This window comes from Undibacterium sp. TJN25, assembly GCF_049339885.1.
Taxonomy (GTDB): domain Bacteria; phylum Pseudomonadota; class Gammaproteobacteria; order Burkholderiales; family Burkholderiaceae_D; genus Undibacterium.
Window position 1 is genome coordinate 19,725 of sequence record NZ_JBMPPM010000021.1, and the last position, 22,159, is coordinate 41,883.

Genomic DNA, 22,159 nt, shown 5'->3' on the forward strand with positions numbered 1-22,159 from the left:
TCTCATAATCCTGTGGTCTTACTCAATAAACCAGTATCATTACGCTCTTGTCCGAGGCCGTTCCGGCCAGCGGAGCAAGTACCGTGGCACAGATTATAGTGGCGTCGCGGAATTTACGTTTGAAACCGGTTGGCATGGCCTCTTTTAAAAAACTCATTTTATTATCATTGTTGCTGTTGATCGCAGCCGCGGCCGGGCTTGCCTACTGGGCTTTCCAGCCCATACACCAGTCGGAAAAAGCGATCGACTTTAGCATCAGGCCGGGCAGCAGCGTGCGCAGCCTGTCATCGCAGATCGTGGAGGCGGGTGTTCCGCAGAATCCGCTGCTGTTTGAACTGCTGGTGCGGGCCAGCGGCAAGGGCGCCAGGTTGAAGGCCGGATCCTACGAGGCCGAACCCGGCATTACGCCGCTGGGTCTGCTGGACAAGATTGCCAATGGCGAGTTTTCGCAGGCATCTATTGCCATCATCGAGGGCTGGACTTTCCAGCAGATGCGCAAGCTGATCGATGCCCACCCTGCAATCCGGCACGATACGGCGGCCTTATCCGATCCGGATCTGATGAAGAAGGTCGATGCGGATTATAAATGGCCGGAAGGCCTGTTTTTCCCTGATACCTATCTGTTCGCCAAAGGCAGCAGCGATTTGCAAATTTACCAACAGGCACATACCGCGATGCTGAAACGTCTGGCGGAAGCCTGGAACGTGCGCAGCCCGTCTCTGCCTTATAAAAATATTTATGAGGCGCTGACCATGGCATCCATCGTGGAAAAAGAAACTGGCCAGAAATCCGAACGCAGCCTGATCGCGGCAGTGTTCATCAACCGCCTGCGGACGGGAATGCTGCTGCAAACCGATCCTACCGTGATCTACGGCATGGGCGATGCGTATAAGGGCAAGATCTACAAGCGTGATTTGCTCACCGATACGCCCTACAATACCTACACTAGGGCAGGTTTGCCGCCCACGCCGATTGCATTGCCTGGCATTGCTTCGATTTCCGCGGCCCTGAATCCGGCCGATTCCGGCGCCTTGTATTTCGTTTCCCGGGGAGACGGCACCAGCCATTTTTCCGATAACCTGACCGAGCATAATCGGGCAGTCAATAAATACCAGCGCTAGCAGCACCTTACAGGCGCCGCATGCTGAAGGATACGGTGTAGGGCGGGTGCAGGGCACGGCGGCATAAGACAATGAACAGCGATACAGAAACAGGAATTGAATGAAGCAGGCGGGGAAATTTATTACGTTTGAAGGCATTGATGGGGCGGGCAAATCCACCCATATTGCCTACGTGACTGAGCTGATCAGGCAGCGTGGCATCCAGGTTGTCAATACCAGGGAACCGGGCGGTACGCCGCTGGGCGAAAAGCTGCGCGACCTGGCCTTGAATGAGAAAATGCACCTGGAAACCGAAGCTTTGCTGATGTTTGCCGCGCGCCGGGAAAATCTTGCGCAGGTGATCGCGCCAGCGCTGGAGCGCGGCGACTGGGTGATTTCCGACCGTTTTACCGATTCCAGCTTTGCCTACCAGGGCGGAGGGCGCAAGCTGGCGCTGGAAAAACTGGATACGCTGGAGCAATGGGTGCACCCCCAACTGCAGCCGGACCTGACGCTGCTGTTCGACGTGCCGCTGGAAGTAGCGCGCGAACGTTTGGACGCAACCCGCGTGCAAGATAAATTCGAACAGGAAAAAACGGATTTCTTTGCTGCGGCGAGAGCGGAATACCTGCGACGCGCGCGGGAATTTCCGGCCAGGTTCGAGGTCATCGACTCGACCCGGGCGATACCTGAAATACGGCAATTGCTGGACGGGCTGCTGGCGCGCCTGTGGCCGGCATAATGCAATAGGAATGAAACCTCAATGACGAATCCTTTGTACCACTGGCAGGAATCCGCATGGCAGCAACTGCAGCAATTCGGCGAGCGCCTGCCGCATGCGATTTTGCTGCATGGACCGGAAGGGATAGGAAAGACATTGTTTGCGGAGCATTTTGCGCAGTCGCTATTGTGCGAAACGCCCGCGGCCGACGGTCACGCCTGCGGCAGTTGCCTGTCATGCGGCTGGTTTTCCCAATATAGCCATCCAGATTACCGCCGGGTCCGGCCTGAACTGCTGGATGAGGAGGAGTCCGCCGGTGTGGAAGGGGAGGCAGCGGAGAGCGACAAGAAGACCGCCAAGGCAAGCAAGGCGCCATCCAAGGAAATCGTGATCAACCAGATCCGCGCATTGACGGACTTCATGAATCTCTCCACCCATCGTTCCGGGCGCAGGCTTATCGTGTTATACCCAGCCGAAGCCTTGAACGTGCCAGCCGCTAACGCGCTGCTCAAGTCGCTGGAGGAGCCCAGCAAGAATACGGTGTTTGTGCTGGTGACAAATAGCCTGGACAGGCTGCTGCCGACCATTCTGTCGCGTTGCCACAAGTTTGGGATGGGTATGCCCGGCAAGGAAGAGGCGCTGGCCTGGCTCAAATCGCAAAAGGTGGATGACGCGGAAAGCTGGCTTGCGCAGCAGGGTGGCGCCCCGCTAGCTGCGTATCAGGCGTCGCAATCGGAAGGAAAGGCGGAACTGGATGATTTTCTGCGCCAGCTATGCAAGCCTGGTCCCGACAGCAGCCTGAAAATTGCAGAGAAAATGCAAAAAATGGATATGCCGACAACCGTGTCGTGGATGCAACGTTGGTTATACGATATTTTTTCTTTCAAACAAACGGGCAGAATCCGGTATTATCCTCGCTATCAGAAAGAGTTGGCGATACTGGCGGGCCGCGCCGGCAGCACGGAACTGCTGCAGGCGATCAAAAGCACCGATGAGCGTCAGGCTATTGCCAGCCACCCTTTGGCTGCTAAACTATTTATAGAAGACATGCTGCTGGACTATTCGGCACTTTTCCATTGAAAGCTTGCATATATGGCTGACTCACCAGATACGACCACGCCAGTGAATGCGCCTGCGCCGGCACGGCCATCCGTGCTTTCCCTGGCGATTAAGGAGAAGGCGGCGTTGTATTCGGCATACATGCCTTTTCTGAAAAATGGCGGCATTTTCGTGCCTACCAATAAGTCCTATCGTCTTGGCGAAGAGATCTACCTGATCCTGACCTTGCTGGACGATCCGAATAAATATCCTATCGCCGGTAAAGTGGCCTGGATTACTCCCGCCGGCGCCGGCAATAACAAGTCGCAGGGGATAGGCGTGCACTTTCCCGACGATGAAAGCGGCACCAGGATCAAACTAAGGGTGGAGGAATTGCTGGGAACGGCGCTCCGCTCATCACGCGCAACCCACACCTTGTAAACTGCATGTCTGTAAATACTTCCGCATCCCCATTCAAGCCTGAGCACAGGCTGGCACGTTTTGACGACCTTCCGGCTATCGTTGACATCTACAATTCCACCGTTGCATCGCGCCAGGTCACTGCCGATACCGAACCTATTCCGGTAGAATCACGTCTCGCATGGTTTGACGACCATGACCCGGCCCGCCGGCCGTTGTGGGTTATGGAGCAGGATGGCGCCATCCTCGGTTGGCTGTCGTTTTCCAATTTCTACGGCCGGCCCGCGTACTCTGGAACGGCTGAACTGTCCATCTATCTGCATGAAGACGCACGCGGCAAGGGGCTGGGACGGTATTTCCTGACCGAGGCGATTGCCCACGCGCCCAAGATACAGGTGCACACCTTGCTTGGCTTTATTTTCGGGCATAACGCGCCCAGCCTGAAACTGTTTGAAGCCTTCGGCTTCGACGTATGGGCGAATATGCCGCGGGTAGCGAACCTGGACGGCATTGAGCGCGATCTGATCATCGTCGGTAAACGCGTCGCCTGACAACGCTCTCCGGCATTGCTGAACCCTCTGCGGCCCTTTCCGGTGAAGGGCCGTTCGGCGTTTGCTGTTCGTATTTCTGGCAGTTGCAGGCCAAATAAGGTTAAAATCCGGTATCCCGCCTTGATGACTTGTTTTTCGCGAGCAAAAAAGCGATGCGATCCGGCTCTTGCCCGACTGTCTTTCGATCGCATTCCCTGAGCCGCCGTTAAGTCCCTCTCTATTTTTATAGGAATTACCCAAGCCATGCTGAGCTATCGCCATGCTTTTCACGCGGGCAATCATGCTGACGTACTCAAGCATTTTGTCACGATACAACTGTTCAATTACCTGGCACAGAAAGATACGGCTTACACCTATATCGATACCCACGCCGGCGCCGGCATGTATGCGCTGGATGGCGGCTATGCGAGCAAGAATGCCGAGTATGAAACCGGCATCGGCCCGTTGTGGGACCGCAAGGATTTGCCTGCTGCGCTGGCCGAATATGTCAGTCTCGTCAAGGAGATGAATCCCAGCGGCAAAATGCGCTACTACCCTGGGTCGCCGTATTGCGCCGAGAAGTTACTGCGCGAGCAGGACAGGCTGCGCCTGTTTGAGCTGCATCCCAGCGAGATCAAGATACTCAGCGAGAATTTCCAGCGGCTGGACGCGCACAAGGAAGCACAAGGACAGCGGCCCACCACGCGTGGCAAGCGCACCATCATTGCTGCAGGGGATGGCTTCATGGGTCTGAAAGCCTTGCTGCCACCGCCATCGCGCCGCGGCCTGGTATTGATCGATCCGCCTTATGAGGTGAAAGACGACTATCGCCGCGTCAAGGAAACCCTGGAAGATGCGCTGAAGCGTTTTCCGACCGGTACTTATGCAGTCTGGTATCCGGTGCTGAACCGCCCGGAATCGAGGCAATTGCCGGACCGGCTGAAGCGCATTCCCGCCAACGGCTGGCTGAACGTGACGCTGTCTATCAGCGGCCCTTCGCCGGACGGCTTTGGCTTGCACAGTAGCGGCATGTTCATCATTAACCCTCCGTGGACGCTGGAAGCGACGCTGAGGGAGGTAATGCCGTACCTGGTGAAAGTGCTTGGCCGTGATCCCGGCGCCGGTTTTCTTCTGGAATCAGGGGAAACGGAAACGATAGGCAAAAAAAGGCCAAAACAATAACGGCCGGAACGACGTTAAAACAACGCTAAAGCAAGCTTTACAAAGACAGTACTGATGCAGGCTGTGCCGGGAAAAATGCGGCAACCCGGCGGGCGGCGTGCGTCTGGTGCGTGGTGATGTTCGCTCCGCAAATAAGTCGATATGAGACACCTCAGCCTTGAAAAGGCGCTATGCAGAATCACAGAATGCTGCACTGCAATACATTCGAACCATAGAGGATTGCAGAATCTGTGAGAGTATTCCTCGACAATTACCATCAAGATATGCGGCGGTGCAGCAAAAATAATCATTGACGAATTAGTACGGTCGTACAAAAATCGTATCCGAAGTCACGAATAATAAAGAGCAGCACATTAAATGTACTAGCCAAAATTAAACTTCAGGAGACCAGATGGTGCAGTATCAGAAGAGTCCCGTAATGGGGCAGATGATGGATCAGCCGCTGCTTATCTCAAGCATTATCCAGCATGCGGACAGGTATTTTGGAAGCAATGAGATTGTATCGCGCCGCGCTGAGGGCGATATTCACCGCTATAACTACCGCGAATGCCATAAACGCTCAAAGAAGCTGGCAAATGCTTTCAAGGCCCTAGGGATCAAGCTCGGTGACCGCGTTGCCACGCTGGCGTGGAACGGATACCGGCACCTGGAGGCTTATTATGCTGTATCAGGCTCCGGCGCCGTGCTGCATACGCTGAATCCGCGCCTGCATGCTGAACAAATGGGCTACATCATCAACCACGCAGAAGACCAGTATCTGCTGTTTGACCTGACCTTCCTGCCCATCATCCAGGCTATTGCGGCGCACTGCAAGACTGTCAAAGGCTTCATCATGATGTGCGACCGCGACAGGATGCCGACCGATGGCAAGATCGCGAACCTGATGTGCTATGAAGACCTGATCGCTGAAAATTCCGAAGATTTTACCTGGCCTCTGTTTGACGAGAATTCTGCGTCCAGCCTGTGCTACACGTCCGGCACTACCGGCAATCCCAAAGGCGCGCTGTATTCACATCGTTCGACTGTGCTGCACTCGTATGCGTCGGCAATGCCGGACAGCCTGAATGTGTCCGCCCGCGATTGCGTGTTGCCTGTCGTCCCGATGTTCCATGTGAATGCCTGGGGCTTGCCTTATTCGGTGCCGATGACCGGCGCCAAGCTGGTATTTCCGGGAGCGGCGCTGGACGGCAAGTCGCTGTATGAACTGTTTGAACAGGAGCAGGTGACTTTCTCGGCCGGCGTGCCTACCGTATGGTTGGGCCTGCTGACCTACGTTGCGCAGAACGGCTTGAAATTCTCCAGCTTCAAGCGTACCGTGATCGGCGGCTCTGCCTGCCCGCCCGCGATGATGAAAACCCTGCGCCATACCTACGATGTGGAGGTGGTGCACGCCTGGGGCATGACGGAAATGTCGCCGCTGGGCACAGCGGGAACTTTGCAGACCCGACACCTGTCTCTCCCGGAAGAGGCAAAGCAGGCCGTGCTGGAGAAGCAGGGCCATGCAATCTACGGCGTCGACATGAAAATTGTCGACGACGCGGGCAAGGAGCTGCCATGGGACGGCCGCACCTATGGCAATCTGCTCGTCAAAGGCCCGTGGGTCATCAGCAGTTATTTCAAGAATGAGGGCGGGGACGTACTACAGGACGGCTGGTTCCCTACCGGCGACGTCGGCACGATAGATGCAGACGGCTACCTGCAGATTACCGACCGCAGCAAGGACGTCATCAAGTCCGGTGGCGAATGGATAGGCACCATCGATCTCGAAAATGTGGCGATGGGCCATCCCGCAGTGTTGCAAGCGGCATGCATAGGCGTATTTCATCCGAAATGGGATGAAAGGCCTTTGCTGCTGGTCGTTAAAAAGCCGGGTGCAGAAGTCGAGAAACAGGAGTTGATACAGTTTTATGAAGGAAAGATAGCAAAATGGTGGACCCCGGATGATGTCGTCTTCATCGACGCGCTTCCTCTTGGTGCTACCGGCAAGATATTAAAAAATAAGCTGAGAGACCAATTCAAAGAGTATAAATTACCGACGGCATAACTCTCAGAGGGAAGCAGGAAAGCTTTAGACGTTTGTGTTGCAAAGCAAAAAAATAATCGGTCTGGCATCGTATTACGCTGGGCCGGTTGTTAATAAATAAATCCCATCAATGAGGAATTGGAGTGAGACAAATGAAATTTCAATTACGTGCATCTGTTGTAGCAATTGCTTTTGCCCTGACCGCACCGGTCGCCATGGCCGATACGATCAGGATCGCCTACATCGACCCGCTGTCCGGCCCGTTTGCGCCGGTAGGGCAAAACATCCTGAACTCCTTCCAGTTTGTCGCTGACGAAGCCAATGCCAAAAACTGGGCAGGCGCGAATAAATTTGAAGTCGTCGGTTTCGACAACAAAGGCAGCCCGCAGGAATCGCTGACCGTACTGAAAACCGTCATCGACAAAGGCTTCCGCTATATTACCCAGGGTAATGGCTCCGGCGCCGGTATGGCCTTGCAGGATGCGGTCAATAAGTACAATGAACGTAATCCAGGCAAGGAAATCGTCTACCTGAACCACGCTGCTGTCGATCCAGACATGACCAACAGCAAGTGCAGCTTCTGGCATTTCCGTTTCGATGCCAACTCCGACATGAAAATGGAAGCCCTGACGACCTACATGGCACAGGACAAAACCATCAAGAAAGTCTACATCATCGGCCAGAACTATTCGTTCGGCCATCAGGTAACGCGCGCTGCCAAGGAATACCTGGCACGCAAACGCCCTGACGTGCAGATCGTCGGTGATGACCTGCACCCTATCGGCCAGGTAAAAGACTTTTCTCCGTACATCGCTAAAATCAAGGCAGCCGGTGCAGATACCGTCATCACAGGTAACTGGGGTGCCGATCTGGCCCTGCTGATCAAGGCAGCGAAAGACGCCGACCTGAAAGCCAACTTCTACACCTACTACGGCGCAACGACAGGCGTGCCGACGGCAATGGGTGCAGCAGGCCAGGACCGCGTGAAATACGTGGGCTACTGGAATGCCAACAATGAAACCTTTGCCGGCAAGGATATCGTTGAAGGCTTCAAGGCAAAATATAAAGACGATTATTATTCGATGGCGACTTACACCATCATCGCCGCGATGGCGCAGGCTGTAAAACAGGCCAAATCCATCGAACCTAAGGACGTGGCTTTTGCACTGGAAGGCGCAAAAATCAAGAGTCTGAACGGCGAAGACGTGATGCGTAAATCGGATCACCAGCTGCAGCAGCCTCTGTATATTGCCACCTGGGTAAAAACCAATGGCAAGGACGTGAAATTTGATCAGGAAAACACCGGCCTGGGATGGAAGACCAATCAGAAGATTGATGCTTTCATTGCGACACAGCCGACTTCCTGCCAGATGAAACGCCCAAGCTAACAAGCTCCACATGAGAGAGTTCCGCCTGTGCGGGCTCTCTTTTTTTGTACTTAAAAATAGTACGATCGTTCAAGAATTTTAATAAGGATCTCGCTGTGGAATTCACACTGATCACCTTGCTGAACGGAGTTAGTTACGGCTTGCTGTTGTTTATGCTTTCGTCGGGACTGACCCTGATTTTCAGTATGATGGGCGTACTTAATTTTGCCCACGCAAGTTTTTACATGCTAGGCGCGTATTTTGCCTATGGCATCAGTGTCAAACTGGGCTTCTGGCCCGCATTGTTCGTCGCACCTATCCTGGTGGGCCTGCTTGGCGCGCTGGTAGAGCGCTATGGCCTGCGTTCGGTGCATAAATATGGGCATGTGCCGGAGCTGCTGTTTACCTTTGGTTTGTCCTTTGTGATTGTCGAGCTGGTGCAACTGATCTGGGGGCGCTCAACCGTGCCTTACGCTATTCCGGCGCAGCTGGATGGTCCGTTGTTCACACTCTACACAACTACTTTCCCCATCTATCGCGGCTTCATGATGCTGGTGGCGCTGCTGATGCTGGCATCGATTTACCTGCTGTTGACGCGCACCAGGATAGGCCTGGTGATCCAGGCGGCATTGACCCACCCCGACACTGTGGAAGCGCTTGGACACAACGTGCCGCGCGTTTTCATGCTGGTGTTTGGCGGCGGCTGTGCATTGGCGGGGCTGGCCGGCGTCGTTGGAGGCAATGCCTTCGTGACTGAACCCGGCATGGCGGCCACGCTGGGCAGCATTATTTTCGTGGTAGTGGTGGTCGGCGGCATGGGCTCGCTCGCGGGCGCGCTGGTTGCCTCCATCCTGATCGGCGTGCTGCAGACCTATGCTGTCGCACTGGATTATTCGTTTGCCTCCGTACTGGCGAAAATGGGTACCCAGATCACTGCGGCAACACCGGGATATGCAATGCTGAGCCTGACGATCGCGCAAACTGCGCCGATCCTGCCGTATCTGCTACTGGTTCTTATCCTCATCTTCCGGCCAAAAGGTTTGCTGGGCACACGCGAAGGATAACCATGACAACGACACTTAAATATAAACCAATCAACCTCACGCGCTGGATCATCTGGGGTGCGTTTTTCATCGTACTGATCATTGCTCCGCTGATATTCAATAAAGGCAGCTCGATATCCCTGTTGTCGCAAATGGGCACGATCATGATTTTCGGGCTGTCGTTCAATATGTTGCTGGGGCAGGGGGGCATGCTGTCCTTTGGCCACGCGGTGTATTCCGGTTTGGGCGCATTTTTTGCGATCCATACAATGAATCTGGTCACCAACGGTGCATTCCCTTTCCCGATCACGATGATTCCCCTGATCGGCGGCATCGCCGGCATGTTCTTCGGCGTCCTGTTCGGGTATGTCACTACCAAGAAGTCGGGAACGACTTTTTCGATGATCACGCTGGGTATCGTGGAGCTGGTGTCCGCGTGCTCGCTGATGTTCCCGAGCTTCTTCGGCGGCGAAGGCGGCATTTCGACCAATCGCGTCATCGGACAGTCTTTCATGGGTATTACCTATGGACCGCAAATCCAGGTGTACTACCTGGTGGCGCTGTGGCTGTTTGTCAGCACCATCGGCATGTATGCTTTTACGCAGACACCGCTGGGCCGCCTGGCAAACGCCGTGCGGGATAATCCTGAACGCGTGGAGTTCGTCGGCTACGATACGCAATGGGTACGCTATATGACGCTGATCCTGTCGGCCTTTTTCGCTGGCATTTCCGGTGGATTATCTGCAATCAACTTTGAAATCGTCAGCGCGGAAAATGTCAGCGCCGCTCGCTCGGGGCTGGTGCTGCTGTTCACTTTCATCGGCGGCATCGGCTTCTTCTTCGGTCCTATCCTGGGTGCTGTCCTCGGCGTGTTCCTGACGGTGATGCTGTCTGACTACACGAAAGCGTGGCAGCTGTACCTGGGGATATTCTTCATCACGATCGTAATGTTTGCGCCGGGTGGCATGGCCAGCATCCTGATGATGAACCTGAGGGTTGCGAAGTTTGGCCTGTACAAGCGTATCTGGCCTGCGATGTGGAAAATATTGCTGGTTTCGGGCGTGGCACTGGTCGGTGTCATCGTTGCGATAGAAATGCTGTATCAGCGCACGGTGGATGCCACGCAGGACGCCGTCATCAACCTGTTCGGCGTCATGGTTGATACGACCCAGCCTGTACCCTGGATAGTGGCCTTGCTATTGATTGCCGTGGGCGGCTTTGGATTCTGGCGCTGCAAGATTGTATTTAAGCAGAAGTGGGGCGAAGTGAATACTGAGATTGAAGAGCAGATGCGGAGGGCGCAGGCATGACGACGTTCTCGCTTGAGTTAAAAGAAGTCCGGAAGAGTTTCGGCAAATCCGAAATCATACGCGGCGCCACGCTGCAGGTACCGAAGGGTGAGCGCTTTGCGATCATCGGGCCCAACGGCGCAGGCAAGTCCACGCTGTTCAACCTGATCTCGGGCCGCTTCCCCGTCACGTCGGGCGACATCCTGTTGAATGGCGAGAGCACGACGCGGTTGCGTCCGTTTGAGATCAACCGCAAAGGCTTGTCGCGCAGTTTTCAGATTACCAACATCTTCCATCGCCTGTCGGTGTATGAAAACCTGCGTTGCGCGGTCTTGTGGTCGCTGGGATATAAGTACTCTTTCTGGCACAGGCTGAACGGCCTGAAGGATGCGCATGAAAGGGCGGAGTCGGTGCTGGAGCAGATAGGCCTGAAGCGCCGGCGCGACATCACTGCCGGCTTGCTGACTTATGCGGAACAGCGTGCGCTGGAGATCGGCATCACGATTGCCGGCGGCGCCGATGTGATCCTGCTGGATGAGCCTACCGCCGGCATGAGCCGTTCCGAATCGGACATGGCGGTTGAACTGATCCGCAAGGTCACCGTGGGCAAGACGCTGCTGATGGTGGAGCACGACATGAGCGTGGTGTTCGGTCTTGCAGACAAGATTGCTGTCGTGGTCTATGGAGAGGTGATTGCCTGCGACACGCCGGTAAATATCCGCAACAACCAAAAAGTGAAAGACGCGTATCTGGGTGGTCATGCACCGGTGGAGGCATAACGATGAGTGCATTACTAGAAATCAAGGACCTGAACGCGTATTACGGCAAGAGCCATGTGCTGCACGGCGTGGATCTGGTCGTCAACCAGGGCGAGATTGTCAGCCTGCTGGGGCGTAATGGGGTAGGGCGTTCGACTACAGTCAAGGCGACCATGGGGCAGGTCAACGCCACCGGCTCCATCCGTTTCAAGGGTGAAGAGATTATTGGACTGAAGGCCTTCCAGATTGCGCACAAGGGCTTGGGCTACGTGCCTGAAAACCGCGACATCTTCCCCACGCTGACGGTGGAACAGAACCTGATACTGGGTGAAAAGTCCGGCAAAAAATCGCGCTGGGCGCTGGCCGACATGTACAAGATGTTTCCGCGCTTGAAAGAGCGCCAGCATACGGCGGCAGGTGTGTTGTCCGGCGGCGAGCAGCAGATGCTGACGCTGTGCCGTACGCTGATGGGTGACCCTGACCTGATCATGATCGACGAGCCTACCGAAGGGCTTGCGCCGAAAATCGTTGAGCTGGTGGCCGAGTACCTGAAGGAATTGAAAAACCGCGGCATCTCGGTGCTGCTGGTGGAGCAGAAGCTGGCGATTGCTCTGGAAATTTCACAACGCTTGTATGTGATGGGCCATGGTTCTATAGTGTTTGAAGGCAGTCCGGCGGATTTGAAAGCGAACGAAAATATCCGCAAGGAATGGCTGGAAGTATAGGTTTCCCTGGGGCACTTTGAACGTTTTCTAGCAGGGAGGTATGAAAATACTTCCCTGTTTTTATTGGAATGCCGGTGTTCGTTTAAAAAAAATAATACGGTCGTTCTTTTTGCGGTATATTAGTAGTCTGGACATAACAGCACGGGCCGGCTTTTGTCTGCCACATCCAAATCAACCATAGGAAGAGACATGACTGCAGAATATCAAGTCAACGGCAATGTCGCCGTCATCACCCTGAACAACCCCCCGGTCAACGGTCTCGGGCATTCGACCCGCAGCGCGATTGTAGAAGGTATGAAAAAAGCCTTGAACGATGCTGCCGTCAAGGCCATCGTCATCACCGGCGCCGGCAAGGCGTTTTCGGGCGGCGCGGACATCAAGGAATTCAATTCCCCGAAAGCGATGGCGGAGCCGACGCTGCACACCGTGATCAATGTTGTTGAAGGTTCGGACAAACCGGTGATCGCTGCCATCCATACCGTTTGCATGGGCGGCGGCCTGGAGTTGGCACTGGGCTGCAACTACCGTGTAGCCACGGCGGGCGCGCAGATTGCGCTGCCGGAAGTCAAGCTTGGTATCTTGCCGGGTGCCGGCGGCACGCAGCGCCTGCCGCGCGTACTGGGCCTGGAAATGGCATTGAACATGATCGTGTCGGGAACTGCCGTTCCTTCCGAAAAACTGGCAAAAACCGCCTTGTTCAATGAATTAATTGAAGGCGACCTGATGGCCGGCGCGCTGGCTTTTGCCGCCAAGGTGGCCGATGTGCGTCCTTTGCCGCGCGTGCGCGACATCAAGGTCAATTATCCAAACTACGAAGCCTTCCTGCAATTCTCGCGCAATACCGTCAAGGCGATGTCCGGCCCTTTCCCTGCGCCGCTGAAATGCGTGGAAGCAGTTGCCGCGTCCATCACCAAGAAATTCGATGATGGCATCAAGTTTGAGCGTGAATTGTTTGTGGATCTGGTGCAAACCACTGAATCCAAAGCGCTGCGTCACGCCTTCTTCGGCGAGCGCGCTGCCAGCAAAATTCCTGACGTGCCGGAAAGTACGCCAACACGCGCGATCAAATCGGCGGCCGTCATCGGTGCAGGCACCATGGGTGGCGGCATTGCAATGAATTTTGCCAATGCTGGCATTCCGGTGCAGATACTGGAAATGAAACAGGAAGCACTGGACAAGGGGCTGGCGACGATACGCAAGAACTACGAAAACACGATGAAGAAAGGCAAGCTGACGCAGGAGAAGTTCGACCAGCGCGTAGGCCTGATTACCGGCACCTTGTCGTATGAAGGCATAGGCCAGGCAGATATCGTTGTGGAAGCCGTATTTGAAGATATGGGCGTCAAGGAGCAGGTATTCAAGAAGCTGGATGAAGTAATGAAGCCCGGCGCGATCCTGGCATCCAATACCTCCACGCTGGACGTAGACCAGATTGCTGCTTTCACCAAGCGTCCGGAAGATGTCGTCGGCACCCACTTTTTCAGCCCGGCCAACGTCATGAAGCTGTTGGAAATCGTGCGCGGCAAGAAAACAGCGAAAGATGTGCTGGCGACCACGCTGGCATTGTCCAAGAAGATCAAGAAGACCGGCGTAGTCTCTGGTGTCTGCGATGGCTTTATCGGCAACCGCATGATAGAACAGTACAGCCGCCAGGCAGGCTTCCTGCTGGAAGAGGGCTGTACGCCTGAGCAGGTGGACAAAGCCGTGGAAAAATTCGGTTTCGCGATGGGACCTTTCCGCATGGGCGATCTGGCCGGCAATGATATCGGCTGGTACATCCGCAAACGCCGTTATGTGGAGAAACCACAGATCAGCTATTCCAAAACAGCGGACTTGCTGTGCGAACTGGGCCGTTTCGGCCAGAAAACAGGCGCCGGCTGGTACGACTACAAACCGGGCGACCGCAAGGCTTATCCTTCGCAACTGGTCAATGACATGATCATCAAGCACTCCGCCGACATCGGCGTGGAACGCCGCAAGATCAGTGACCAGGAAATCGTGGAGCGCCTGGTGTTTGCGCTGGCCAATGAAGGCGCATACATCCTGGAAGAGGGTATTGCGATGCGCGCTTCTGACATCGACATGGTGTACCTGACCGGTTACGGCTTCCCATTGCATCGTGGTGGCCCGATGTTCTACGCAGATACAGTGGGCTTGCCCAACGTGGTCATGGCGATGGACAAGTACGCGAAAGGCCGTCACGGCGATGCATGGAAACCTGCGCCGCTGCTGTCCAGGCTGGCTGCCGAAGGCAAGGGCTTTAACGGCTGAATGATGAATACCGCTTGATGAAAGCGGTATTGTAATAAACGAAACCCGACGGGCTGAAAGGCGCGCCGGGTTTTTTGCGTCCGGACAAGCGTGAAGGGCTAAGTGCCTGTTTTCATGGGAAGTAGCGGTAGCGATGATATAATGGAAGGTTAGTTGTATCTCTCTCGTATTTATCTCGCAAAAGGTTTTTCGTGCTTTCTACCGCAAATATCACGATGCAGTTCGGCCCCAAGCCGCTGTTCGAAAACATTTCTGTCAAATTCGGCGATGGCAACCGCTATGGCCTGATCGGCGCCAATGGCTGTGGCAAATCCACATTCATGAAGATCCTGGGCGGTGACTTGGAGCAATCTTCGGGCACCGTGATGCTGGACCCGAATGAACGCCTGGGCAAGCTGCGCCAGGATCAGTTTGCTTTTGAAGACATGCGCGTGCTGGACGTGGTGATGATGGGCCACACGGAGATGTGGGCGGCAATGGCGGAGCGCGACGCGATCTATGCGAACCCGGAAGCAACAGACGACGACTACATGAAGGCCGCCGACCTGGAAGCCAGGTTTGCTGAATATGACGGCTACACTGCAGAAGCCCGCGCGGGCGAACTGCTGCTGGGCGTGGGTATCCCTACCGACCAGCATCAGGGTCTGATGAGCGCCATCGCTCCCGGCTGGAAGTTGCGCGTATTGCTGGCGCAGGCCCTGTTTTCCAATCCAGACATCCTGCTGCTCGACGAACCGACCAATAACCTGGATATCAATACCATCCGCTGGCTGGAAGATGTGCTGAACGAGCGTAATTCCACGATGATCATCATTTCCCATGATCGCCACTTCCTGAACCAGGTGTGCACGCACATGGCCGATATGGATTATGGCACGCTGAAAGTGTATCCCGGCAATTACGACGACTACATGCTGGCTTCGTCGCAGGCGCGTGCGCAGCAGATGGCAAACAATGCCAAAGCCAAGGATAAAGTCGCCGAACTGCAAGATTTTGTGCGCCGTTTCTCTGCCAATAAATCCAAGGCTCGCCAGGCGACTTCCCGCGCCAAGCAGATCGAGAAGATCAAGGTTGAGGATATCAAGCCTTCCAGCCGCCAGAATCCTTTCATCCGCTTTGACGGAGAGAAGAAACTGCATCGCTTGGCAACAGAAGTGCAGGGCCTGACAAAGGCTTATGACAGGACCTTGTTCAACAACTTCAGCATTATGGTGGAAGCCGGTGAGCGGATTGCCATTATCGGCGCCAACGGCGCCGGTAAGACAACACTGTTGCGTTGCATAGGCGGCGCCGATGTGACCGGTTTGAATCCGGACCGGGGCATGTCCAAATGGGCGGAGAATGCCAACGTGGGCTACATGCCGCAGGATCCTACCGAAGAATTTTCGGAAGACAAGAACCTGACGGACTGGATAGGACGCTGGACCCAGGAAGGCGACGATGACCAGGTCGTACGTTCCATCCTCGGACGCCTGTTGTTCGGCGGCGACGACGTGAAGAAGTCGGTCAAGGTACTGTCCGGTGGCGAAAAAGGCCGCATGATGTATGGCAAGCTGATGCTGGGCCGCCACAACGTGCTGCTGATGGATGAGCCGACCAACCACATGGATATGGAATCGATCGAATCACTGAACATCGCGCTGGAAAAATATGCCGGCACGCTGATCTTCGTTTCACATGACCGCGAGTTTGTGTCTTCGCTGGCGACGCGCGTGCTGGAAGTAAAGGAAAACGAAATCATCGATTTCCAGGGCAGCTATGAAGATTATCTGAATAGCCAGGGCATAGAATAAGCCGGAAACTGAAAATAGCGAAAGAAGCCAGGTGAGCCTGGCTTTTTTTATGGGCAAAATCCGGGGAGGGGGGCTGACCGTCATTGCGTCGTCACATTCAAAATGCACTATTTCAACATTGCTTCTTGGGAAATATTGCATGCCGAAATTAACTGGATATCTGCTGGCCTTTTTGACTGTATATGCCGGCCTGATGGCGGTGGACGCGAGTGCGGCAGAAAAAAGTATCGTCGTTGGTCAGGCGATCGATCTGTCCGGCCCTAACGGCAGCATAGGACGCGATTACGTGACCGGCCTTGCGACGTATTTCGACAGTGTGAATGCGGCCGGCGGCATCAACGGCAAGAAAATCAAATACCTGACACGAGACGACCGCGGCGAGCCGGCCGAATCAGCCAAGGCCGCAGGTGAATTGCTGGAGCAGGACAAGGCAGATTACCTGTTAGGCGGAGTGGGCGGTGATGCGGTGCAGGCCGTCATCAGTTCGGCCATTTTTTCCAGGAGCGGGCAGGTCTTGTTCGCGCCGCTGGCGAACGCCTCCAAAAACTACGGCCAGATGGTGTTGTTCTGGCGCCCCAGCCAGGAGCAGGAGTTGCAGTATATTTTTTCCTATTTCGGCAAGTTGGGCATCAAGAGCGTAGGGATTGCCTTCCAGGACAATCCTTTGAACCAGGAAGCGTACCAATATGTGGTCGCGGAGCTGAAGCGGCGCGGCTTGATCCTGAGCGGCACCGCAAAGATATTTGCCACGCCGGCTGATACCGATAAAGATGCCGGGAAACTGGCGGCAGCATCTCCGGATATCGTCATCGCCATAGCCGACACGATAGGCACCGGCCTGTTCCTGAAAGAATTTCGCAAGCATGCATCCAAGACTTTTGTTGCAGGTACGTCGCTGATCAACCTGACGACACTGGCGGAGATGACCGGCCCCAAGATGCTGGAATGGACTGTATTTTCGCAAGTGGTGCCAAATCCGGCATCGGCAATCTCGGTGCTGCAGAGCGACCATATCCGTATGATGAGGAAGTACCGGGACGAAAGCCTGTCTTCGCTGACGCTGGAAGGTTTTGCCGTGGGCAAGTCCCTGGTCAAGGCGATACAGATGAGCGGGTCCGGCAGCCGGGAGGGCGCGAAGAATTTCTTTGCGCAAAAGGGGCAGATAGACCTGGGAGGTCTGACGATCAATCCGGCAGACCCGGATCTGCATTTGTCCGGCTATGTGGACATTGCCCTCTTCAGGAAGGGCGGCGGCCTGATGTTTTAAGGCCCCATCAAGGTTGTATCCGATGGCGGTTTTTCGCCCGGATACAGCAACTGGTCCAGGCGGTGGCGCAGGCTGCGCGCCATTTCATTGCCCTTGGCTTTTTGCACGGCTTCCAGATAAGTGCGCCTCAATTCACGGAAGTCTTCCAGCGTGGCGGCGCGCTCTACCTTCATCTGCAAGGTGAAGCCGCGCAGGCCCAGTGTGCTTTTGATCGTTTCATTGAAGAAGGTATGGATGGCCTGGAACCGGGTTGCATCGTCCATGGTTCCGCCGTCTTCGCCCAACCCTAATACCGAATCGGGACCATTGTCCTCTGTGGGCGCGGCTGTTTGCGCAAGTTCCTCGGGAGCCGTCTTGGCTGGTGGTGCGGCCTTGGGAACAGCTACGGTTGACGCCATAGATGCTGCAGATACGGCGATAATGAATTGCTGCTCCAGCAGATCGTCAATGTTTTGCTGGTTCAAGCCAAGGCCGGCTACTTTTTTCAGCAGCTCGTCTTCAGTCTGCTTGCCATCCACCATGACCAGCAGCGTCCTGACGCGCGATGCAAGCTGATACTTGCGGGTCGCTATCTCTTCCCGGCCTTTATCGGTTTTGTCGTATACCAGCGTGCTCATGGGCTATCGCTACCTTGTTTGTCTCGGATATTTTTATTATGGGGATATGAGGGCATGTCGCTGCCGCATCGCACATGCCTGAAAGCTCAAGCATGTATTAAATATTAATTATTGATTTCAGGATACACTAAATATCTTGATATCGCCAACTTGCGCCCGCTGGCTTGTTCCCGGTGTTGGCGCATGGTGACAGTCCATTTTTGTTGCAGCCTACTGCTGGGGCTTGATATGGATAACACGGCGACCCTGGCTGTTTGTATCCGGCATGGCCTCAGTACTGCATCCTGTACTGTCGGCATTGCTGTTGCTGCAGGAAGAACAACCGCTGGAGCAGCCGCCTGAGGACGCCTGCAAGTAGGGGGACAGCGCGGGTGCGTGCCTGGCAACCCAGCCGCTGATATCTTTCTTCAGCATCTGGGGCATCCAGCGCCAGCCGAGGTAGGCCGCGGCGCACATCAGTATCAAGGCAACAATCAGTATTTGCATGTCAGGCTCCCATCAGAAAACGAGCTATATGGTAGGTCGCGAATGAAGCAATATAGGCCAGCGCGAACAGGTAGCCAGCCATCAAAAACGGATAGCGCAGGGTATTGGTTTCCCTTTTCACGACGCTCAGCGTCGCAATGCACTGTGGCGCAAACACATACCACGCCAGCAGCGACAATGCAGTCGGCAGGCTCCAGGATTGCGCAATCAAGGGTTGCAGCGAGCTTGCCAGCTCCTCGCCGGATTGAGACAGCGCATATACTGTCCCCAGTGCCGCTACAGCCACTTCCCTGGCGGCCAGGCCGGGCACCAGTGCAATGCAGATCTGCCAGTTGAAGCCTATGGGCGCAAAGACGGTTTCCAATGCGCGCCCAAGTATGCCGGCGATGCTGTAATAGATGGCCGGATGAGTCGCATTTTCCGGCGCGCCGGGGAAGCTGCTGAGGAACCACAGCAGCACCATCAGCGACAGGATGATGGTGCCTACACGTGTCATGAATATCTTGACGCGCTCCCACAGGCCGATCAGCAGGTTGCGGGAGTTGGGCCAGCGGTAATCAGGCAGTTCCAGCATCAGTGCCTGTTGCTGCGTGCCGCCCCATTGCTTTTTCAGCACGAAAGCAACCAGCATGGCGGCGGCGATGCCTGCCACATACAGCACAAACAGTACAATGCCTTGCAGGCTGAGCCAGCCCCAAACCATTTTTTCGGGGATGAATGCAGCGATGATCAATGCATACACCGGCAGCCGTGCAGAGCAGGTCATCAGCGGTGCGATCATGATGGTGACGAGCCGGTCGCGCGGGTTCTGTATCGTGCGCGTGGCCATGATGCCCGGGATGGCGCAGGCGAAGCTGGACAGCAGCGGGATGAAGGCGCGGCCCGACAGGCCCACCTTGCCCATGATGCGGTCCAGCAGAAAGGCCGCGCGTGGCAGATAGCCGGAATCTTCCATCACGAGGATGAAGAAAAACAGGATCAGGATTTGCGGCAAAAATACCAGCACGCTGCCGGCGCCGCCGATCACACCCTTGACCAGCAGGCCTTGCAAGGCTCCTGCAGGCATTGCCGACTCCACCAGGCTGCCCAGGTGATCCATGCCGTCCTTGATCTGATCCATAGGCCACTGGGCCCAGGCAAATACTGCCTGGAATACCAGGAACATCAGCACCGCAAAAATGATAGGCCCCAGCAGCGGATGCAGCACGAGGCTGTCGATTTTATAGCTGAAGCTGCTTTCCTCCGCATCGGTATAGGAGACCGCACGTTCCAGAATGGCATTGGCTTCGCGTTGTATGTTTTCCGGCGATTGCGGCAACGCCGCACTGATATGCGTGGCGGGTGATTGCAGATTGCCCGCCAGCTTTTCCAGTCCTGCCAGCAGCGCATCTACCCCCTTGGGGTCGACCGCAACTGTTTCCACGACAGGAACTCCCAGCATTTCCTGCAAGGCCTGGATGTCGATGTGGATATTTCGTTTTTTTGCCACGTCCATCATATTAACGGCAAGCACCATCGGTATGGACAGGCTTTTCAATTCCAGAACGATGCGCAGGCCGCGCTTCAGGTTGGTGGCGTCCACGACGCATACCACCGCATCGGGCAATGCTTCGTCCGGTCGCAGGCCTTTAACCACGTCGCTGGTGATTTTTTCATCCGGGGTGATCGCATTCAGGCTGTAGGTGCCGGGCAGATCCAGCACTTGCCACAGGCGACCGGTGTCCGAACGGAATTTACCTTCCTTGCGCTCTATGGTGACGCCTGCATAGTTGGCGACTTTTTGCCGGGCGCCCGTGAGGCGATTGAATAATGCGGTCTTGCCGCAGTTGGGATTGCCTACCAGGGCGATGCGGGGCGATGCGATATTTACTGTGTTCATTAAACGGGTCCAGGCTGGATGATACTGATCAGCGCAGCCTCAAATTTGCGCAATGCAAAAGTGGATTGACCTATGCGGACAGCAATTGGTTCTCCACCGAAATATCCTTTATGCAGGATTTTGACTTTTTCACCTTGTACGAAACCTAGTTCCTTCAGGCGCAGGGCCACGTCGAAATCGCTACCGTCCTTGATGCTTGCTATGGAATCCACCAGCGCGGACGCGCCTATAGCTAATTGATCCAGCGTATTGGTCGTCTTGGGCAGCGTGGCCATCGGGGAGGTTACAGTCCTTGAAGCATCAGGCATATGATTCGTTCTTACATAATGATATGCCATTCTAAATGATAATGAGAATAAATATCAAACTGGATCAAGTTCGCTTTATCCAGGGGATTTTTGCCTGGCAGCTTTGATGGATGGTGAACTCTGCTCGCTTTAAAACAGGCGATGCTGGCTTTCCAGATCGAGCAGGATGGATTTATTCAGCAGGCCGCCGCCGAATCCGGTCAGTGCGCCGGAGCGGCCGATCACGCGATGGCAGGGGATGATGATGGGGATGGGGTTTCTATTGTTGGCCATGCCCACTGCGCGCGAGGCTTTAGAGTCTCCCGACAGTGCGGCAAGTTCGCCATAAGTGGCGGTTTGTCCGAAGGGTATATCCTGCAGCAGTTGCCATATCTGCAGCTGGAACGGTGTTCCCCGCGGAGCCAGGGGGAGGTCGAAAGTCTTGCGACGGCTGGCAAAATACTCTTCCAGCTGCTTCTGTGTTTCTATTAACAGGGGATAATGCGGATCGTGATGGAATCCTTCGGCCTGGATTTGCGCCTCATCCTCCCAGTGGACGGCATGTAGGCCAAGCTCCGATGCCAGCATGGTCAGCGTGCCTACCGGGCTCTCCATGATTTTGTAGACGGCGCCGGCATCTATATTTTCTCGCCTGCTCATTCGGCTATCTCTATGTGTTCTTATTTATCATTCGCTGATGTTAAGCGAATTCCTGAGCTGGGAGCAGGGGAATAAACAAGAGCAGCCGAAAAAAAGCGGTCAAAGCCGCTATATTACAATCGCAAATGCTAATGACTTAGCCCGCAGCGCCGCTTTCCGTATTAAAACTTTCCGAGGGAACGATCTTCAGGGCGGGGGCTTTGGGTTTTATGCCCAATACCCTGCTCAGGATTTCGGCATCCGTAGGCAAGGCAGAAGATTTCCATTTGATAAGTTTAATGCCTGCCTTGTCTAGCGCAAATTTCTTCGCTTCTTCGGCGCGTTTCCTGCTGCCGCTTGGCGATTTGTCTTCAATGTCGATTGCGGCGACGAGTGTAAAATCTTTTTCGCAGACGAGGAAGTCCAGGGTTTTCTGTGTAATGGAACCCCTCGCTTCTACCGTAGAAGAGCTAAGTATGCGTGGCAGGGAGATTTTGGTCAGTATCACATGCTGAGGCAAAGCCTGCACCAATTTCCAGTACATTTGCTCTTCGGCTTCAGTGAGCGGTTTTTTCTTGCGGAAATCAAACTGGTCCTTGCTTTTTTTGCTATAAAAAAACCAGCCTGCGGCTCCCAGAGCAAAAATGATTAAGGCGTAAATAAGATAGGTGATGTTCATCGTGGCCTCCAGGCACTATTAGACACCATATAAGCGAAGCTGTTG

21 protein-coding genes are annotated in these 22,159 nt (G+C 54.9%); 15 read left to right on the plus strand and 6 right to left on the minus strand.

Features of this window, described 5'->3' with window-relative positions; all coding sequences use genetic code 11:
• The first annotated feature begins 134 nt into the window (after positions 1 to 134).
• From mltG to ACO0LO_RS28505, 15 genes are all read left to right on the plus strand, one after another.
• Positions 135 to 1,121, plus strand: a complete 987-nt coding sequence (gene mltG / locus ACO0LO_RS28435) for an endolytic transglycosylase MltG (RefSeq protein ID WP_422969820.1) — start codon at positions 135 to 137, stop codon at positions 1,119 to 1,121.
• A gap of 100 nt (positions 1,122 to 1,221) precedes the next feature.
• A complete protein-coding gene (gene tmk / locus ACO0LO_RS28440; protein ID WP_422969822.1) occupies positions 1,222 to 1,842 on the plus strand; it encodes a dTMP kinase in 621 nt (206 codons plus the stop codon).
• Positions 1,843 to 1,863: 21 nt separating this feature from the next.
• Positions 1,864 to 2,901 carry a DNA polymerase III subunit delta' gene (locus tag ACO0LO_RS28445; protein ID WP_422969824.1) on the plus strand — a complete coding sequence of 346 codons (1,038 nt, stop codon included), beginning with the start codon at positions 1,864 to 1,866 and terminating at the stop codon, positions 2,899 to 2,901.
• A gap of 12 nt (positions 2,902 to 2,913) precedes the next feature.
• Positions 2,914 to 3,300, plus strand: a complete 387-nt coding sequence (locus tag ACO0LO_RS28450) for a PilZ domain-containing protein (protein WP_422969826.1) — start codon at positions 2,914 to 2,916, stop codon at positions 3,298 to 3,300.
• 5 nt (positions 3,301 to 3,305) lie between these two features.
• The gene (locus ACO0LO_RS28455; RefSeq protein WP_422969828.1) at positions 3,306 to 3,830 is read left to right on the plus strand and encodes a GNAT family N-acetyltransferase; all 525 of its coding nucleotides are present in this window, start codon (positions 3,306 to 3,308) and stop codon (positions 3,828 to 3,830) included.
• A 243-nt stretch (positions 3,831 to 4,073) separates the two neighbouring features.
• The gene (locus tag ACO0LO_RS28460) at positions 4,074 to 4,991 is read left to right on the plus strand and encodes a 23S rRNA (adenine(2030)-N(6))-methyltransferase RlmJ (RefSeq protein WP_422969830.1); all 918 of its coding nucleotides are present in this window, start codon (positions 4,074 to 4,076) and stop codon (positions 4,989 to 4,991) included.
• A gap of 391 nt (positions 4,992 to 5,382) precedes the next feature.
• Positions 5,383 to 7,035 (plus strand): 3-(methylthio)propionyl-CoA ligase, encoded by a 1,653-nt coding sequence (locus ACO0LO_RS28465; RefSeq protein WP_422969832.1) that lies wholly within the window; start codon positions 5,383 to 5,385, stop codon positions 7,033 to 7,035.
• 131 nt (positions 7,036 to 7,166) lie between these two features.
• The gene (locus ACO0LO_RS28470) at positions 7,167 to 8,402 is read left to right on the plus strand and encodes a branched-chain amino acid ABC transporter substrate-binding protein (RefSeq protein ID WP_422969834.1); all 1,236 of its coding nucleotides are present in this window, start codon (positions 7,167 to 7,169) and stop codon (positions 8,400 to 8,402) included.
• Positions 8,403 to 8,497: 95 nt separating this feature from the next.
• On the plus strand, positions 8,498 to 9,445 hold the full coding sequence (locus ACO0LO_RS28475; RefSeq protein ID WP_422969836.1) for a branched-chain amino acid ABC transporter permease: 948 nt from the start codon (positions 8,498 to 8,500) through the stop codon (positions 9,443 to 9,445).
• A 2-nt stretch (positions 9,446 to 9,447) separates the two neighbouring features.
• Positions 9,448 to 10,734, plus strand: a complete 1,287-nt coding sequence (locus tag ACO0LO_RS28480) for a branched-chain amino acid ABC transporter permease (protein ID WP_422969838.1) — start codon at positions 9,448 to 9,450, stop codon at positions 10,732 to 10,734.
• Positions 10,731 to 11,492: an ABC transporter ATP-binding protein gene (locus ACO0LO_RS28485; RefSeq protein WP_422969840.1), complete on the plus strand. Its 762-nt coding sequence runs from the start codon at positions 10,731 to 10,733 to the stop codon at positions 11,490 to 11,492. Before ACO0LO_RS28480 ends, ACO0LO_RS28485 begins: the two co-directional genes overlap by 4 nt.
• 2 nt (positions 11,493 to 11,494) lie before the next feature.
• Entirely contained in the window at positions 11,495 to 12,196 is a 702-nt protein-coding gene (locus ACO0LO_RS28490; protein WP_422969842.1) for an ABC transporter ATP-binding protein, read from the plus strand.
• A gap of 189 nt (positions 12,197 to 12,385) precedes the next feature.
• Complete coding sequence (locus ACO0LO_RS28495) at positions 12,386 to 14,467, plus strand: 3-hydroxyacyl-CoA dehydrogenase NAD-binding domain-containing protein (protein WP_422969844.1); 2,082 nt, start codon at positions 12,386 to 12,388, stop codon at positions 14,465 to 14,467.
• A 191-nt stretch (positions 14,468 to 14,658) separates the two neighbouring features.
• The gene (locus tag ACO0LO_RS28500) at positions 14,659 to 16,260 is read left to right on the plus strand and encodes an ABC-F family ATPase (protein ID WP_422969846.1); all 1,602 of its coding nucleotides are present in this window, start codon (positions 14,659 to 14,661) and stop codon (positions 16,258 to 16,260) included.
• Positions 16,261 to 16,399: 139 nt separating this feature from the next.
• On the plus strand, positions 16,400 to 17,527 hold the full coding sequence (locus ACO0LO_RS28505) for an ABC transporter substrate-binding protein (RefSeq protein ID WP_422969847.1): 1,128 nt from the start codon (positions 16,400 to 16,402) through the stop codon (positions 17,525 to 17,527).
• On the opposite strand, the gene ACO0LO_RS28510 is transcribed toward ACO0LO_RS28505, so the two are convergent.
• The 6 genes from ACO0LO_RS28510 to ACO0LO_RS28535 all read right to left on the minus strand — a co-directional run bounded on the left by ACO0LO_RS28510 (position 17,524) and on the right by ACO0LO_RS28535 (position 22,114).
• Positions 17,524 to 18,144 carry a hypothetical protein gene (locus ACO0LO_RS28510; RefSeq protein ID WP_422969849.1) on the minus strand — a complete coding sequence of 207 codons (621 nt, stop codon included), beginning with the start codon at positions 18,142 to 18,144 and terminating at the stop codon, positions 17,524 to 17,526. The two genes, ACO0LO_RS28505 and ACO0LO_RS28510, sit on opposite strands and share 4 nt — an antisense overlap.
• 210 nt (positions 18,145 to 18,354) lie before the next feature.
• Positions 18,355 to 18,630 (minus strand): hypothetical protein, encoded by a 276-nt coding sequence (locus ACO0LO_RS28515; protein ID WP_422969851.1) that lies wholly within the window; start codon positions 18,628 to 18,630, stop codon positions 18,355 to 18,357.
• A gap of 1 nt (position 18,631) precedes the next feature.
• Positions 18,632 to 20,509: a ferrous iron transport protein B gene (gene feoB / locus ACO0LO_RS28520; protein ID WP_422969853.1), complete on the minus strand. Its 1,878-nt coding sequence runs from the start codon at positions 20,507 to 20,509 to the stop codon at positions 18,632 to 18,634.
• The gene (locus ACO0LO_RS28525; RefSeq protein WP_422969855.1) at positions 20,509 to 20,817 is read right to left on the minus strand and encodes a FeoA family protein; all 309 of its coding nucleotides are present in this window, start codon (positions 20,815 to 20,817) and stop codon (positions 20,509 to 20,511) included. The genes feoB and ACO0LO_RS28525 overlap by 1 nt, the downstream gene beginning before the upstream one ends.
• Positions 20,818 to 20,946: 129 nt before the next feature.
• Complete coding sequence (locus ACO0LO_RS28530; protein ID WP_422969857.1) at positions 20,947 to 21,456, minus strand: methylated-DNA--[protein]-cysteine S-methyltransferase; 510 nt, start codon at positions 21,454 to 21,456, stop codon at positions 20,947 to 20,949.
• 136 nt (positions 21,457 to 21,592) lie between these two features.
• Positions 21,593 to 22,114 (minus strand): DUF2726 domain-containing protein, encoded by a 522-nt coding sequence (locus ACO0LO_RS28535; protein WP_422969859.1) that lies wholly within the window; start codon positions 22,112 to 22,114, stop codon positions 21,593 to 21,595.
• Positions 22,115 to 22,159: the final 45 nt, after the last annotated feature.

Coding starts and splice junctions, on each gene's coding strand:
- mltG (WP_422969820.1), top strand. CDS start 135: ATGGCCTCTTTTAAAAAACTCATTTTATTATCATTGTTGCTGTTGATC.
- tmk (WP_422969822.1), top strand. CDS start 1,222: ATGAAGCAGGCGGGGAAATTTATTACGTTTGAAGGCATTGATGGGGCG.
- ACO0LO_RS28445 (WP_422969824.1), top strand. CDS start 1,864: ATGACGAATCCTTTGTACCACTGGCAGGAATCCGCATGGCAGCAACTG.
- ACO0LO_RS28450 (WP_422969826.1), top strand. CDS start 2,914: ATGGCTGACTCACCAGATACGACCACGCCAGTGAATGCGCCTGCGCCG.
- ACO0LO_RS28455 (WP_422969828.1), top strand. CDS start 3,306: ATGTCTGTAAATACTTCCGCATCCCCATTCAAGCCTGAGCACAGGCTG.
- ACO0LO_RS28460 (WP_422969830.1), top strand. CDS start 4,074: ATGCTGAGCTATCGCCATGCTTTTCACGCGGGCAATCATGCTGACGTA.
- ACO0LO_RS28465 (WP_422969832.1), top strand. CDS start 5,383: ATGGTGCAGTATCAGAAGAGTCCCGTAATGGGGCAGATGATGGATCAG.
- ACO0LO_RS28470 (WP_422969834.1), top strand. CDS start 7,167: ATGAAATTTCAATTACGTGCATCTGTTGTAGCAATTGCTTTTGCCCTG.
- ACO0LO_RS28480 (WP_422969838.1), top strand. CDS start 9,448: ATGACAACGACACTTAAATATAAACCAATCAACCTCACGCGCTGGATC.
- ACO0LO_RS28485 (WP_422969840.1), top strand. CDS start 10,731: ATGACGACGTTCTCGCTTGAGTTAAAAGAAGTCCGGAAGAGTTTCGGC.
- ACO0LO_RS28490 (WP_422969842.1), top strand. CDS start 11,495: ATGAGTGCATTACTAGAAATCAAGGACCTGAACGCGTATTACGGCAAG.
- ACO0LO_RS28495 (WP_422969844.1), top strand. CDS start 12,386: ATGACTGCAGAATATCAAGTCAACGGCAATGTCGCCGTCATCACCCTG.
- ACO0LO_RS28505 (WP_422969847.1), top strand. CDS start 16,400: ATGCCGAAATTAACTGGATATCTGCTGGCCTTTTTGACTGTATATGCC.
- ACO0LO_RS28510 (WP_422969849.1), bottom strand. CDS start 18,144: ATGAGCACGCTGGTATACGACAAAACCGATAAAGGCCGGGAAGAGATA.
- ACO0LO_RS28515 (WP_422969851.1), bottom strand. CDS start 18,630: ATGCAAATACTGATTGTTGCCTTGATACTGATGTGCGCCGCGGCCTAC.
- feoB (WP_422969853.1), bottom strand. CDS start 20,509: ATGAACACAGTAAATATCGCATCGCCCCGCATCGCCCTGGTAGGCAAT.
- ACO0LO_RS28525 (WP_422969855.1), bottom strand. CDS start 20,817: ATGCCTGATGCTTCAAGGACTGTAACCTCCCCGATGGCCACGCTGCCC.
- ACO0LO_RS28530 (WP_422969857.1), bottom strand. CDS start 21,456: ATGAGCAGGCGAGAAAATATAGATGCCGGCGCCGTCTACAAAATCATG.
- ACO0LO_RS28535 (WP_422969859.1), bottom strand. CDS start 22,114: ATGAACATCACCTATCTTATTTACGCCTTAATCATTTTTGCTCTGGGA.